This window comes from Brevibacillus sp. FSL K6-2834 (assembly GCF_038592925.1).
GTDB lineage: Bacteria > Bacillota > Bacilli > Brevibacillales > Brevibacillaceae > Brevibacillus > Brevibacillus borstelensis.
Genome location: NZ_CP151945.1, coordinates 1,858,465 through 1,872,525 on the forward strand (window position 1 = coordinate 1,858,465; position 14,061 = coordinate 1,872,525).

Below are 14,061 nucleotides of genomic sequence, written 5' to 3' on the forward strand. Positions count from 1 at the left end.
TTTCCTTGTCAAAATGGCTGCCAGCGAAGATTTCTCGCTTGTTGAAACCGCTCCTCGACATAGGGCCAGTTGACCAGCTTCCACCAGTTTTCCACGTAGTGGGCCCGGTCGTTCTTGTACCGCAAGAAATAGGAATGCTCCCAGACATCGAGGACGAGCAGCGGGATGACATCCCATTGTGACAGATTCTGATGCTTTTCGGCCTGCAAAATCTCCAGGTGCTGTGCACGCGGGGACCAGACGAGAATGGCCCAGCCCGGACCCTCTACTTTTTCGGCGGCCTGGGAGAAATGGGCTTGAAACGCGGCGAATGAGCCAAAATCGCGGGCGAGCTGTCGCGCGAGATCTCCCGTCGGCTCGCCGCCGCCCTCCGGACTCATTACGTTCCAAAAAATCGTATGGAGGTAATGTCCGGCTCCGTTGAAGGCCAGCTCCCGTTCCCAGTGACGGACGAGCTCAAAGTCGTTTCTGGCGCGAGCTTCCGCAAGCTTACTCTCCGCCTTGTTGAGATCCTCTACGTACTTGCGATGCAGCTTGTCGTGATGGATGCGCATCGTCTCGGCATCGATATACGGCTCCAGTGCATCGTAGGCATAGGGAATCGGGGGCAATGTATGCTTGCCTATAGGTACAGGGCGAGCGATGGGTATCGGTGCCGGTTGGCGAGCAGGCGGATAGACCGACTGGCTGACTTCGGGCTCCTGTTTTTCGCGGTCCTGGATCAGACGCAGGAACTGGTGGAATTGCTGCTGTACAGCTTCTGCCTGTTGCATAAGCGCAGGAATGGCTGTTGCGGATTCCTCATTTTTAAGTGAATTCGCCCTGCGGCCTATTTGGCTAAAGGCTTCTTCAAATTTGTGCATATGCCTTTCCAGTTCGCGATTGAAGCGATGCTGGCGGCGGAGATGCTCAATCCATTGAATGCCCCACTGGCTCCAGTTGGACAGGTGTCGGGTATGCTCCTGCAATGGTTTTCCTCCTCGCTTGCAATCTCATCTACAACGTATGACAGAAGCCCAGAGAGTGTGCGGCATTCGCGGAGTACATGGTAAATATCCAGCGCATATGGTAGTAGCGAAAATAAAAGGAAGTGGTATGCTATTAGGTATGGACAACACAACAGGGGAGACACACCGATGAGCGACCATGAATCTATAGCAATCATTGATTCCGGAGTGGGGGGGCTGACTGTTGCCAAAGAAGTCATGCGGCAGTTGCCCGGTGAATCCATTCTATATTTCGGCGATAATGCCCGCTGTCCTTACGGGTCCAGAACGTCGGAAGAGATACGTGCCTACAGTTTTCAGATGATTGAGTTTGTCTCGAAGTTTCCGATCAAGGCGCTCGTCATTGCCTGCAACACAGCGACAGCGGTGGTGCTGGAAGAAGCGAGGAGAAGGCTTCCGTTGCCGGTCATTGGGGTAATCGAGCCGGGGGCAAGGGCAGCGATAGGCGTAACGAAAACAAACCGGATTGGGGTGATCGGAACAGAAACCACGATCCGCACCAAAGCATATGAGCAGGCTGTCAAGCGATTGAGACCCGATTCATGTGTAGTCGGACTTGCTTGTCCTGCCTTCGTGCCTCTGGTGGAGACGCATTGTCAGCATTCAGAGGAAGCGCAAAAAGAGGTGGAGCGGACCCTTGAGCCGTTGCAGGGTCTCGAACTGGACACCTTGATTCTCGGGTGCACGCACTATCCGCTGCTTGCGCCATTGATTCAGAAAGCCGTCGGATCGGGGGTTGCCCTCATCAGCTCGGCGGAGGAAACGGCACGCGAGGTAAGCCGGTTGCTGGGAGACGTCACGAACGGTTTGGCGCGGGGAAAAGAGCGACCTGCAGATCCTCCCATACACTGCTTTTACACGAGCGGAAATGCGCTTTCCTTCCAGCGAATAGCGGAAGAATGGCTGGGCTTTCCGGTACAGGTTGAAAGCAGGTCGCTGGAAAAGCTGTATCAATCCTGAGTCGGCAAATAAACGCAGGAGGTTCTTTTTCGTCAGTCATTCTCTGATTGACGCGAAAGAACCTTCCTTTTTGCGGACAAACAACGCATAAACCCAAGCCATGCTCGTATACATGTTAGTACAAAGTGTCTGGAGGAGGCTGGATAACATGGAAATACGACGCATCGGCAAAATGACGGCCGTGATCGGGGTTAGCGCCCTGCTGCTTTCAGGGTGCGGATTGTTTGGGCCGGAAAAGGAAGCGACCAGCATCGACCCGCCCCCGTTGTCGGAAGTGGCGGTGGAGACGCCAGGTACCCAAACCCCCGCAGACGCTGCAGCCGGAGAGACAGTGGCGGCAACACAGGAATCGGTCGACCGAACCGTTTATCTGCTTGATAATAATGGATACGTCGTACCTGTATCGTTGACGCTGCCAAAGGTGGAAGGCATGGCAAAGCAGGTACTGACCTACATGGTGAAAGGCGGTCCGGTAGAGAGCATGCTGCCCAGCGGTTTTTCGGCCGTCCTGCCAAAAGGGACAGAGGTAAAGGGGCTTGTCATCAAGGAAGGTGTGGCTACGGTCGACTTTTCCAAGGAGTTTAAGAAGTACGACGAAAAGCAGGAAAAAAAGATTGTCGATGCGGTGACGCGGGCACTCACTGAGTTTGGCAACGTAAAATCGGTACAGATCTGGGTAAACGGCACGCCGCTCTCGGAAATGCCGGCAAGCAACACGCCAACCACGTACCTCGACCGCAATCAGGGAGTCAACGTGGAGCTCGGAGAGGGGGCGGTACCCGGGAAAACGTCCTCGGTCACCGTCTATTTTCAGGGGCAGCTCGATGACAAACGGACGTATTTTGTACCGGTGACGAGGCTGGTGCCAGAAACAGAGAACCTTGCCAAAGCAGCTGTAGAGGAATTGATCAAGGGACCAAAAGAAGGCTCGCCTCTTTTCAGCTCGCTGCTGCAGACGACCCGCGTTCTCGATGTTCGCCAGGAAAACGGGCTGGTCACTGTCAATCTGAGCGATGATATCCTGAAATACGATGACGGCAGGGAAGCGAGTCCGGAGGCTTTGGAATCGCTGGTGTTGTCGCTTTCCGACAGTACGGGAGCGAAAAATGTTCAGCTCATGGTGGAAGGCAAGCCGCTCAAGAGCGGAAGCTTTGATTTCAGCAAGCCGGTCAGCCGGTCCGTTCACATCAACCCGATCCAATATTAAGGAAGGATATCATTCCACGCCTCTGGTCCCGGCGTGGTTTTGCTTTTCCGAAAGTCGGCCGGCAAACTTTCAACGCACCTGCGCAAGTCAAACCCCGTGCAGAGTGGCAAGTGGTTTTGTCTCTCTGGTATAATGGGCGGAGTTGATGAAAGTACACTAGGAGGAACATGGAATGAGAAATGATGGCCGCACCCATGACCAACTGCGTCCTGTTAAGATTACGCGGAATTACATCAAGCACGCGGAAGGTTCTTGCCTGATCGAGGTGGGAGACACCAAAGTAATCTGCACGGCGACGCTGGAGGACCGCGTTCCGCCGTTCATGCGCGGTGGCGGCAAAGGATGGATTACAGCCGAATACGCCATGCTCCCCCGGGCTACGGAATCACGCAATGCCCGAGAGTCTTCCAAAGGGAAAGTGGCAGGGCGAACCATGGAAATCCAGCGTCTGATCGGTCGGGCACTGCGGTCTGTCGTTCAACTGGAAGCGATGGGTGAACGTACGATCTGGCTGGACTGCGACGTAATCCAGGCGGACGGAGGCACCCGGACAGCGTCGATTACCGGAGCCTACGTGGCGATGGTAGAAGCAATGTCAAAGCTCGTCGAAAACGGTACGTGGAAACAGTACCCGCTGACTGATTTTCTCGCAGCGACATCTGTCGGAATTATCGACGGGGAAGTCTTGCTTGATCTGAACTACAAGGAAGACTCGACAGCGACGGTCGATATGAACATCGTGATGACCGGGGAAGGAAAATTCGTCGAGCTGCAAGGCACCGGGGAAGAGGCTCCTTTTTCCGTAGAACAGCTGCAGGAGCTGCTTGCACTGGCGAAAAAGGGCATTGACCAGCTATTTGCCGCTCAAAGGGAGGCCTTGTCCGAGCTGACGCTCTCTTTTGAGAACAAAGGCGAAGGCGATCAGGAGAAAGAGGCGGAGGAAAATCATGTCTGAACCGAAAAAAGTCGTACTCGCTACGCGGAACAAAGGAAAAGTGAAGGAGTTTAACAAGCTCTTTGCAGAATTGGGATGGGAAGGAATCAGCCTGGATGCGTTCGAAGGCGTTCCGGAAGTGGTGGAGGACGGCGATACGTTTGAAGCCAACGCACTGAAAAAAGCTGTAACCATTTCTACATACTTGAACATGCCGGCAGTCGGTGACGATTCCGGTCTGGAGGTAGATGCGCTGGGCGGCCGTCCCGGCGTCTACTCCGCCCGGTACTCCGGCGAGAATGCGTCTGATGAAGCCAACTGGCGAAAACTGCTGGGCGAGCTGGCTGACGTGCCGGACGAGCAGAGGACGGCGAGATTTCGCTGCGTACTCGCCCTCGTGGAGCCGGGACGGGAGCCGGTAGTGGCAGCGGGCTCCTGCGAGGGTGTGATCGCCCGCGAACCAAAAGGCACCAACGGCTTCGGCTACGACCCGGTTTTTTATCTGCCGCAGCAAAAGAAAATGATGGCCGAGCTGACATCCGAGGAAAAAAATCAGATCAGCCACCGCGCCATGGCCATGCAGAATTTGCTGACGACCTTAAAGTCCGGCGAGTAATTCAGTGTACGCAAGGAGAGTGAGGAAAAGTGAGCATTCTCATCCTGAGCGATACCCATGGACTGGTCCGTGAAGTAAAGGAAGTAGTCGAAAGACACAAGGCGGAGATGGTCTTTCACTGCGGCGATTACTGCGTCGACCATCAGCGCGAGCCGTTTTCGGGCATGAAGCTGGTCAAGGGAAATTGCGATTTCCCTTCGGACGTGCCGACAGAGAGGAAGACCTCCTGGAAGGGACTTACGATCCTCCAGACACATGGACATCTGTTTGGCGTGAAAAGCTCGCTGCTGCGCCTTCATTACCGAGCAGAGGAAACAGGGGCGAACGTAGTGCTGTTCGGTCATTCCCACGTGCCGGGATGCGCAGTTGAGCGCGACATCCTTTTTTTGAATCCGGGGAGCCTGCAGCTTCCGCGGGGGTATGATGTCCCGACATATGCGATTTTGAAAAAAGTCGAGCAAAAAGAGTCGGCCGTGGTCGTTCAGGTAACCTACTACGACCACAAGGGCAAGGTAGCTCCGAAGCTGGGGGGAACTTTTTCCCTGCGGAGCTGACTTCTTGAAAAATGGAGAATATGTGCTATACTTGAATGGTTATAATGGCTAGAATTGCACCGCCCTGTCATCACGGTCCTTGCCAGACCCGACAGGCGTGTTTCTCTTGAATCAATCTAGGAGGGGAAGTTTACGTGGCAGCAAAATGGGAAAAGTTAGAGAATAACCAGGGAGTCCTGACGGTAGAAGTAGACGCTACGCAAGTAGATGCAGCACTTGACCAGGCGTTCAAAAAAGTTTCAAAAAAGGTTAATGTACCAGGCTTCCGCAAGGGAAAAGTACCGCGCAAAATGTTCGAAGCGCGTTTTGGCGTGGAATCTCTCTATCAGGATGCGCTTGATATCATTCTTCCAACCGCTTACGGACAAGCTGTTCGCGAAACGGGCATCGAGCCTGTGGACCGTCCGGAAGTAGACGTAGAACAAATGGAAAAAGGCAAAAGCCTGATCTTCAAGGCGACAGTTACTGTTAAGCCGGAAGTAAAACTGGGCGAATACAAAAACCTGACCATCGAGCCGAAAGAGTTCGCGGTAACTGACGAGGATGTAGACGCTGAACTGAAGCGCATGCAAGAGCGTCACGCCGAGCTGGTTGCTGTAGAAGAAGGCCAAGCTCAAAACGGCGATGTCGTAATGATCGACTTCGAAGGCTTCCAGGATGGAGTGGCATTTGAAGGCGGCAAAGCGGAAGACTATTCTCTGGAGCTCGGTTCCGGAACGTTCATCGCTGGTTTTGAAGAGCAGGTTGTCGGCATGAACATCGGCGAGGAAAAAGAGATCACCGTAACATTCCCGGAAGAGTACCACTCTCCGAACCTGGCTGGCAAAGAAGCTGTTTTCAAAGTGAAGCTGAACAGCCTGAAGCGCAAAAACCTGCCGGCATTGGACGACGAGTTTGCCAAGGACGTAAGCGAGTTCGATACATTGGACGAACTGAAAGCAGACTCCAAGAAAAAGCTGGAAGAGAAAGCTGCACAGGACAAGGAACAATACGTGCGCGAGCAGCTCGTTCTGAAAGCGGCTGAAAACGCTGAAATCGATATTCCAGAAGTCATGATCGAACACGAACTGGATCAAATGGTCAATGAGTTCGGACAACGCCTGCAATTCCAAGGTCTGACTCTGGATCTGTACTACCAATTCTCCGGCATGGATGAAAGCCAACTGCGTGATCAACTGCGCGCTGACGCTACTTCCCGTGTTCGCACTTCTCTGGTGCTGGAAGCAATCGGAAAAGCAGAAAACATCGAAGTCAGTGAAGAGGATGTAACTGCTGAGTTGGAAAAACTGTCTGGCGTTTACGGCCGTCCAGCTGACGAGCTTCGCAAAATTTTCACTGCGCAAGACGGACTGGCTGCACTGTACCGTGATGTGCAAACTCGCAAAACAGTCGATTTCCTGGTTGCAGAAAGCAAAGTTAGTGCATAATCTTAGGAAGACCGCATGATCGTTCGGGGGCGAATTTTCGTTCCCGAACCTTCGATACCAAGGCACGATACCCTCGTGCCTTGTTTTTCACCATCGCGTTTCTTTTTTGTATCCGTCCCGCCGTACAAGCGGGAAATGCTTCATCTGCAGCCGGCCGGCGGCCAAAAAACCGCCAGGGTAAGCTGCAATACCTCTTTTGCTGACAGAGGAGGAAATACATATGTTAATTCCAATGGTAATCGAACAGACCAATCGGGGAGAACGCGCATACGATATTTATTCGCGGCTCCTGAAGGACCGGATTATTTTTCTCGGCAGTGAAATTGACGATGAAGTGGCCAATGTCGTAGTCGCTCAATTGCTTTTCTTGCAAGCAGAGGATCCGGAAAAAGACATCAGTCTCTACATAAACTCTCCAGGCGGTTCCGTGACTGCGGGACTTGCCATTTACGACACGATGCAATTTATCAAGCCCGATGTCTCCACTATTTGCGTCGGTATGGCTGCAAGCATGGGAGCCGTGCTTCTGACAGCAGGCGCAAAGGGAAAACGCTTCGCCCTGCCCAACAGTGAAGTGATGATTCACCAGCCACTGGGCGGAGTCCGCGGTCAAGCAGAGGACATTCGGATTCATACCGAATGGATTTTGAAAACAAAGAAGCAGCTGACCCAGATTTTGGCGGACCGGTCCGGTCAGCCTTATGAGCGCGTGGAAAAAGATAGCGATCGTGACAACTTTATGAGCGCAGAGGAAGCCAAAGCCTACGGATTGATCGATGCCATTATTGAACGGAAAAACTGACCCGGTGTGAGGTGATACGCGCATGTTTAAGTTTAATGATGATAAAGGACAGCTGAAATGCTCGTTCTGCGGAAAATCCCAGGAGCAGGTAAGGAAGCTCGTTGCTGGACCTGGCGTTTACATTTGTGATGAGTGCATCGAGTTGTGCAATGAAATCGTTCAGGAAGAGCTGGGTACCGAAGAAGAAATCGACATGAAAGAAATTCCGAAGCCGATGGAAATTCGCAACATCCTCGACGATTATGTGATCGGGCAGGACATGGCGAAAAAATCTCTCTCGGTTGCGGTTTACAACCACTATAAACGGATCAATTCCGGTGCCAAGATCGAGGATGTGGAGCTGCAAAAATCCAACATCCTGCTGATCGGACCGACGGGCAGCGGTAAAACGCTGCTGGCCCAAACACTGGCGCGGATTTTAAATGTTCCGTTTGCCATCGCTGATGCGACATCGCTGACCGAAGCGGGTTATGTGGGCGAAGATGTGGAAAACATTCTTCTGAAACTGATTCAGGCGGCAGATTACGATGTGGAAAAGGCCGAAAAAGGCATAATCTACATTGATGAGATCGATAAAGTCGCACGCAAATCGGAAAATCCGTCGATTACCCGCGACGTATCCGGTGAAGGTGTACAGCAGGCCCTGCTGAAGATTCTGGAAGGAACGGTTGCAAGTGTTCCGCCACAAGGCGGCCGCAAGCATCCGCATCAAGAGTTCATCCAGATCGATACCTCCAATATCCTGTTCATCTGCGGCGGTGCGTTTGACGGTGTTGAACAGATTATCAAGCGCCGTCTGGGCAAAAAAGTAATCGGCTTTGGCACAGATATGAACGAAGGCGTAAAAGGCGACCTCAAGCAAGGCGAGTACCTGAAGTACGTCTTGCCGGAGGATTTGTTGAAGTTTGGCTTGATCCCGGAATTCGTCGGCCGTCTGCCGGTTCTTGCCACGCTCGAACCGCTGGATGAAGAGACGCTGGTGAAAATTCTCACCGAGCCGAAAAATGCGTTGGTCAAACAGTTCCAGAAGCTGATGAGCCTTGATAACGTCGAGCTGGAGTTCGATGCAGGGGCATTGAGCCAGATCGCCAAGGAAGCGATCAAGCGCAATACGGGTGCGCGCGGACTTCGTGCCATCATCGAGCAGATCATGCTGGATATGATGTACGAGCTGCCGTCTCGTGAAGACGTGAGCAAATGCGTCATCACGGAAGAAACGGTTCGCGATAAAGTGAAGCCCCAGCTTTTGACAAAGGAAGGCCAGGAGCGAAAGCACGAGAGTGCCTGATTCATACTAATGCGCAGAAACCACCTCAACCCGAGGTGGTTTTTTTCGTCGGGGACGGACTTTTTTCTTTTTCACGGCCAAGTCCAGATCTAACCTCCAATTCGGCTTTCTGCATCACGGCAATAGACGGGACCTGCTCGTTTTTGAGTTTATGTCCCGCACTGCGAGGCAATACTACTCATTATAGTTCAAGAGACGCGAACGAAAGGCCGTTCTGGGATAGTAACGCCGACGAGTACGGACAGCCTGCTAAATAGTTGCCAGTGAGCATGGGAGGGACTGCGGATGAACTATACGACACTAGTCATTGCCTGCATTGAAGTGATTGTCGGGATTATCATAGGAACCTACTTTTGGAATTTGCTGCGAACCCAGCGGGCCAACAAGACCTCAACCGAAAAGGAATCGCGCAAAGATCTGGATCAGTTGCGCCGGATGCGCATGATTGCCTTGACCGAGCCGCTGTCAGAAAAAACACGGCCTGCTGCTATGGAAGAAATTGTCGGGCAGGAGGACGGCCTGAGAGCGCTGCGCGCAGCTCTGTGCGGTCCCAATCCGCAGCATGTGATCATTTACGGACCCCCGGGCGTTGGGAAGACGGCTGCTGCGCGGGTAGTATTGGAAGAAGCGAAGAAAAACAAGATGTCGCCTTTCAATTCGGAAGCCAAATTTGTCGAAATAGACGCCACGATTGCCCGTTTTGATGAGAGAGGCATCGCCGACCCGTTGATCGGCTCTGTCCACGATCCCATTTACCAGGGGGCGGGTGCCTTGGGCCAAGCCGGGGTGCCGCAGCCAAAGCCCGGAGCCGTGACCAAAGCGCATGGAGGCATACTGTTTTTGGATGAGATCGGGGAGCTTCACCCCGTTCAGATGAATAAGCTGCTGAAAGTATTGGAAGACCGAAAAGTCATGCTGGAGAGTGCCTACTACAGCGAAGAAAACACGCAGATTCCTTCGCATATACACGAAGTATTCAAGTACGGGCTCCCGGCTGATTTTCGCCTGGTCGGAGCAACGACGAGGATGCCGGAGGAATTGCCTGCCGCTCTTCGTTCCCGCTGTCTGGAAATCTTTTTCCGTCCGCTCAAACCGGCCGAGATCGGCAGCATCGTTCGTACGGCTGTTTCGAAAATGGACATGACGATGGAGGATGCCGCTGTACATGTGATTGAGCGGTACGCGACCAATGGACGGGAAGCGATCAATACGGTGCAGATCGCCGCAGGGATTGCCTTGACGGAGGAGAGAAAAGTTATACAGTCCTCCGATGTCGAATGGGTCGTTCATAGCAGTCAAAAGTCGCCGAGACAGGAAAAGCAGGTACACTCCACTCCGCAGGTCGGTTTGGTCAACGGTCTGGCCGTCTACGGACCGAATATGGGCAGCGTAATGGAACTGGAAGTAACTGCGACACGTGCAGCGATCGCAGGAAACGGACGCATCACGACGACCGGCCTCGCCGAAGAGGAGGAAATCGGCGGCAGAAGCAGAACGATCAGGCGCAAGTCCATGGCCAAGGGTTCGATCGACAACGTTCTGACAGTGCTGCACCGCTTGGGCATCCACCCTTACAATTACGATCTCCACATCAACTTCCCTGGCGGAGTGCCTGTAGATGGGCCATCTGCTGGTATCGCGATTACGACAGCCATCTATTCTGCGATCAAGGAAATTCCGGTAGATAATCTGCTGGCGATGACGGGGGAAGTCAGCATTCACGGAAAGGTGAAGCCTGTCGGCGGAGTAGTGGCCAAGGTGGAGGCTGCCCGCGCAGCAGGAGCGACGCGTGTGTTTATCCCGGAAGAGAACTGGCAAAGCCTGTTTTCCGACATGAAGGGGATCGAAGTCATTCCTGTTTCAACTGTGCAGCAGGTTTTGGAGCTGGCTTTTAAGGATCATGCCGAGCCGGAGGTTGAAAGTGCCGGATTTACGCTGCAGCTGCCTGCAGAAGACCTGGCGTCCTCGCCACTCTCCTTGTAAAGAAGGATCGCACCTTGAAATTAGACATTGGAATGTGTTTGCGCTACAATGGTAAGAAGCTTCGACTTTCTCCAAAAGAAGGGAGAAAGCAGCGTGTCTTGGTGACCAAAAACGGCTGTTCAGGAGCCGTTTTTGCTTGTATAAAAAAGGCGGTCCGACCAAGTCTTTCATTTTGGGCAAGCATGGTTAACCCGCTTTTTCACACAAAAACTGCAAGAGACTGTTCAGATCAAGGAGAGGTGCATAAGATTGGGCGATCGTTCCGGTAAACGAGAGATTCCGCTCCTCCCGCTGCGTGGGCTGCTTGTGTATCCATCGATGGTGCTGCATCTGGATGTCGGACGGGAAAAGTCTGTCCGTGCACTGGAGCAGGCCATGGTGGATGACAACAAGATTTTGCTTGCAACGCAGGAGGAAGTCCATATAGAAGAACCTGAGGCCGAACAAATTTACAATGTCGGCACCGTAGCCCGCGTCAAACAGATGCTGAAGCTCCCAAACGGGACCATCCGGGTGTTGGTCGAGGGATTGCAACGGGCCAAAATTGAAGAGTATGTTCGCCAGGAAGATTTCTTTCAGGTAACCATTACGTATCTGGAGGAGGAAAGCGGAGACGAAAACGAAGTGGAAGCGCTGATGCGCGCCGTACTCAACCACTTTGAGCAGTTCATCAAGCTTTCCAAGAAGGTATCTCCAGAGACGCTCAGCTCGGTTACAGATATTGAAGAACCAGGTCGTCTGGCGGATGTCATCGCCTCCCACCTGCCGCTGAAAATGCGCGACAAGCAGGAAATTCTGGAGACGACCAACATCAAGGAGCGCCTGAACATTCTCCTCGACATCTTAAACAACGAGCGAGAGGTTTTGGAGCTGGAGCGCAAGATCAGCGGCCGCGTCAAGAAACAGATGGAGCGGACGCAAAAGGAATACTACTTGCGCGAGCAAATGAAAGCGATCCAAAAGGAGCTCGGCGACCGCGACGGACGGCAGGGAGAAGTAGACGAGCTGCGTGCCCAGTTGGACAAATCGGACGCTCCTGAACGGATCAAGAACAAAATCGAAAAAGAGCTGGAACGTCTGGAAAAAATGCCGTCGACCTCCGCAGAAGGGTCCGTCATTCGCACGTACATCGATACGCTGCTGGCGCTCCCTTGGACGAGAAAAACGGTAGACAATCTGGACATCAAGCATGCGGAAGACATTTTGAACGAGGATCATTACGGTCTGGAAAAGCCAAAGGAACGGGTACTGGAGTATCTGGCCGTTCAGAAGCTGGTCAATTCCATGCGTGGCCCGATTCTGTGTCTGGTCGGACCTCCGGGGGTAGGGAAAACCTCATTGGCTCGTTCCATCGCCCGTGCGCTGGAGCGGGAATTCGTGCGGATCTCACTGGGCGGCGTGCGTGACGAAGCGGAAATTCGCGGCCATCGCCGGACCTATGTAGGTGCCCTGCCAGGCCGGATTATCCAGGGAATGAAACAGGCTGGCACAGTCAATCCGGTGTTCCTTCTCGATGAGATCGACAAGCTCGCTTCCGATTTCCGCGGCGATCCTGCTTCCGCTCTGCTGGAAGTGCTGGACCCGAATCAGAACGACAAGTTTAGCGACCACTACATCGAAGAGACGTACGATTTGACCAATGTCATGTTTATCACAACGGCCAACAGCCTGCATACAATTCCCCGACCGCTCCTGGACCGCATGGAGGTCATCTCCATTTCCGGCTATACCGAGCTGGAGAAGCTGAATATCATGCGCGGCTATCTGTTGCCGAAACAAATGCAGGACCACGGTCTTGGCAAGGATAAATTGCAAGTGCAGGAAGAAGCAATGCTAAAGATCATTCGTCAGTATACCCGTGAAGCCGGTGTGCGGAATCTGAATCGCGAGGCGGCCAATGTGTGTCGAAAGGCAGCCAAACTGATCGTTGCCGGCGACAAGAAGCGTGTGGTCGTAACGGCGAAGACAGTGGAAAGTCTTCTCGGCAAGCCGCGCTATCGCTATGGACTTGCTGAAAAAGAGGATCAGGTTGGCTCGGTTACGGGTCTCGCTTGGACCGAAGCGGGCGGCGACACGCTGAATGTTGAAGTAACGGTCTTGCCTGGAAAAGGGAAGCTTACTTTGACAGGCCAATTGGGGGATGTCATGAAGGAGTCCGCTCAGGCTGCATTCAGCTATATTCGCTCGCGGGCTGCCGAGTGGAACGTCGACCCCGATTTCCATGAAAAGAACGACATTCATATCCACGTTCCCGAGGGTGCGATACCAAAGGATGGTCCTTCCGCAGGCATTACGATGGCCACTGCTCTTGTATCGGCTCTGACCGGGATTCCGGTTCGGAAAGAGGTAGGGATGACCGGGGAGATCACACTGCGTGGCCGCGTCCTGCCCATCGGCGGGCTGAAGGAAAAGTCGCTTTCTGCACATCGCGCAGGTTTGACGACTGTCATTTTGCCAAAAGAAAACGAAAAAGACATTGACGATATTCCAGAGAGCGTACGGAAGGATTTGAAGTTTATCCCTGTCGAGCACCTGGATGAAGTGCTTCGCCACGCGCTCGTTAAAAAGACGGTTGGTGATCACGAATGAAGATTACCTCTGCCGAATTTATCACCAGCGCTGTCGGCCCCAATCAATATCCGACTGACGGCCTACCGGAGATTGCTCTGGTAGGTCGATCCAATGTCGGCAAATCCTCGCTGCTGAACAAAATGATGAATCGCAAAGGGCTTGCCAGAACCAGTCAAAAACCGGGTAAAACGCAAACCCTTAACTATTTTCAAGTCAACAAGCAGCTATACTTTGTCGATTTTCCCGGCTACGGCTATGCCAAAGTAGCCAAATCGATCAAAGGCCAATGGGGAAAAATGATCGAGACGTATCTGAAGCAGCGGAAGGAGCTGCGGTTCATCATCCAGCTGGTCGATATTCGCCATGCGCCAAGCAAGGACGATATCGCCATGTATGAATGGTGCAAGGAGATCGGCATTCCGACCGTTGTCGTCGCCACCAAGGGAGATAAAATTGCCCGTGGCCGCTGGCTGCAGCATACAAAAGTGATCCGCCAGCATCTGAATATGCGCGGAGACGATACGATCCTCATTTTCTCGTCCGAGACGGGACAAGGACGGGACGAATTATGGTCAGAGATCAAGCGGCGCCTCTATGAATACGAAGAGGCCAAGCGAGAACAGGCGAAAGAAGAGAAGGTTCCCTCCTCTGCCGAACAGGCAGAAGGCAAGGCGCAATAGCAAGCTGGTATACGCCGGACGGGAGAGGAGGC

At 53.1% G+C, this 14,061-nt stretch carries 12 protein-coding genes; 11 read left to right on the top strand and 1 reads right to left on the bottom strand.

Translation table 11 applies throughout. From position 1 onward, the window contains the following. Positions 1–8: 8 nt before the first annotated feature. Entirely contained in the window at positions 9–968 is a 960-nt protein-coding gene (locus NST96_RS09160; RefSeq protein WP_342406109.1) for a superoxide dismutase, read from the bottom strand. Between the two features lie 168 nt (positions 969–1,136). On the opposite strand from NST96_RS09160, the gene racE reads away from it, so the two are divergent. The 11 genes from racE (at position 1,137) to yihA (ending at position 14,029) form a co-directional block, all read left to right on the top strand. Beyond that, positions 1,137–1,967, top strand: a complete 831-nt coding sequence (racE, locus tag NST96_RS09165; protein WP_342406110.1) for a glutamate racemase — start codon at positions 1,137–1,139, stop codon at positions 1,965–1,967. A gap of 148 nt (positions 1,968–2,115) precedes the next feature. Next, positions 2,116–3,174 (top strand): GerMN domain-containing protein, encoded by a 1,059-nt coding sequence (locus NST96_RS09170; RefSeq protein ID WP_003387674.1) that lies wholly within the window; start codon positions 2,116–2,118, stop codon positions 3,172–3,174. Between the two features lie 172 nt (positions 3,175–3,346). Then, entirely contained in the window at positions 3,347–4,129 is a 783-nt protein-coding gene (gene rph, locus NST96_RS09175) for a ribonuclease PH (protein WP_024984470.1), read from the top strand. Then, positions 4,122–4,724: an XTP/dITP diphosphatase gene (locus tag NST96_RS09180; protein WP_024984471.1), complete on the top strand. Its 603-nt coding sequence runs from the start codon at positions 4,122–4,124 to the stop codon at positions 4,722–4,724. The genes rph and NST96_RS09180 overlap by 8 nt, the downstream gene beginning before the upstream one ends. A gap of 29 nt (positions 4,725–4,753) precedes the next feature. Continuing rightward, complete coding sequence (locus NST96_RS09185) at positions 4,754–5,278, top strand: metallophosphoesterase (protein WP_003387671.1); 525 nt, start codon at positions 4,754–4,756, stop codon at positions 5,276–5,278. 134 nt (positions 5,279–5,412) lie between these two features. Beyond that, a complete protein-coding gene (gene tig / locus NST96_RS09190) occupies positions 5,413–6,705 on the top strand; it encodes a trigger factor (RefSeq protein WP_003387669.1) in 1,293 nt (430 codons plus the stop codon). A 220-nt stretch (positions 6,706–6,925) separates the two neighbouring features. Further along, positions 6,926–7,507: an ATP-dependent Clp endopeptidase proteolytic subunit ClpP gene (gene clpP, locus NST96_RS09195; protein ID WP_003387668.1), complete on the top strand. Its 582-nt coding sequence runs from the start codon at positions 6,926–6,928 to the stop codon at positions 7,505–7,507. Positions 7,508–7,529: 22 nt separating this feature from the next. Next, complete coding sequence (gene clpX / locus NST96_RS09200; RefSeq protein WP_003387667.1) at positions 7,530–8,795, top strand: ATP-dependent protease ATP-binding subunit ClpX; 1,266 nt, start codon at positions 7,530–7,532, stop codon at positions 8,793–8,795. Positions 8,796–9,080: 285 nt separating this feature from the next. Further along, positions 9,081–10,778: an ATP-dependent protease LonB gene (gene lonB, locus NST96_RS09205; RefSeq protein ID WP_003387666.1), complete on the top strand. Its 1,698-nt coding sequence runs from the start codon at positions 9,081–9,083 to the stop codon at positions 10,776–10,778. A 249-nt stretch (positions 10,779–11,027) separates the two neighbouring features. Beyond that, the gene (gene lon, locus NST96_RS09210; RefSeq protein ID WP_003387665.1) at positions 11,028–13,367 is read left to right on the top strand and encodes an endopeptidase La; all 2,340 of its coding nucleotides are present in this window, start codon (positions 11,028–11,030) and stop codon (positions 13,365–13,367) included. Then, entirely contained in the window at positions 13,364–14,029 is a 666-nt protein-coding gene (gene yihA / locus NST96_RS09215; RefSeq protein WP_024984473.1) for a ribosome biogenesis GTP-binding protein YihA/YsxC, read from the top strand. The genes lon and yihA overlap by 4 nt, the downstream gene beginning before the upstream one ends. Positions 14,030–14,061 lie beyond the last annotated feature (32 nt).

Coding starts and splice junctions, on each gene's coding strand:
- racE (WP_342406110.1), top strand. CDS start 1,137: ATGAGCGACCATGAATCTATAGCAATCATTGATTCCGGAGTGGGGGGG.
- NST96_RS09170 (WP_003387674.1), top strand. CDS start 2,116: ATGGAAATACGACGCATCGGCAAAATGACGGCCGTGATCGGGGTTAGC.
- rph (WP_024984470.1), top strand. CDS start 3,347: ATGAGAAATGATGGCCGCACCCATGACCAACTGCGTCCTGTTAAGATT.
- NST96_RS09180 (WP_024984471.1), top strand. CDS start 4,122: ATGTCTGAACCGAAAAAAGTCGTACTCGCTACGCGGAACAAAGGAAAA.
- clpP (WP_003387668.1), top strand. CDS start 6,926: ATGTTAATTCCAATGGTAATCGAACAGACCAATCGGGGAGAACGCGCA.
- clpX (WP_003387667.1), top strand. CDS start 7,530: ATGTTTAAGTTTAATGATGATAAAGGACAGCTGAAATGCTCGTTCTGC.
- lonB (WP_003387666.1), top strand. CDS start 9,081: ATGAACTATACGACACTAGTCATTGCCTGCATTGAAGTGATTGTCGGG.
- yihA (WP_024984473.1), top strand. CDS start 13,364: ATGAAGATTACCTCTGCCGAATTTATCACCAGCGCTGTCGGCCCCAAT.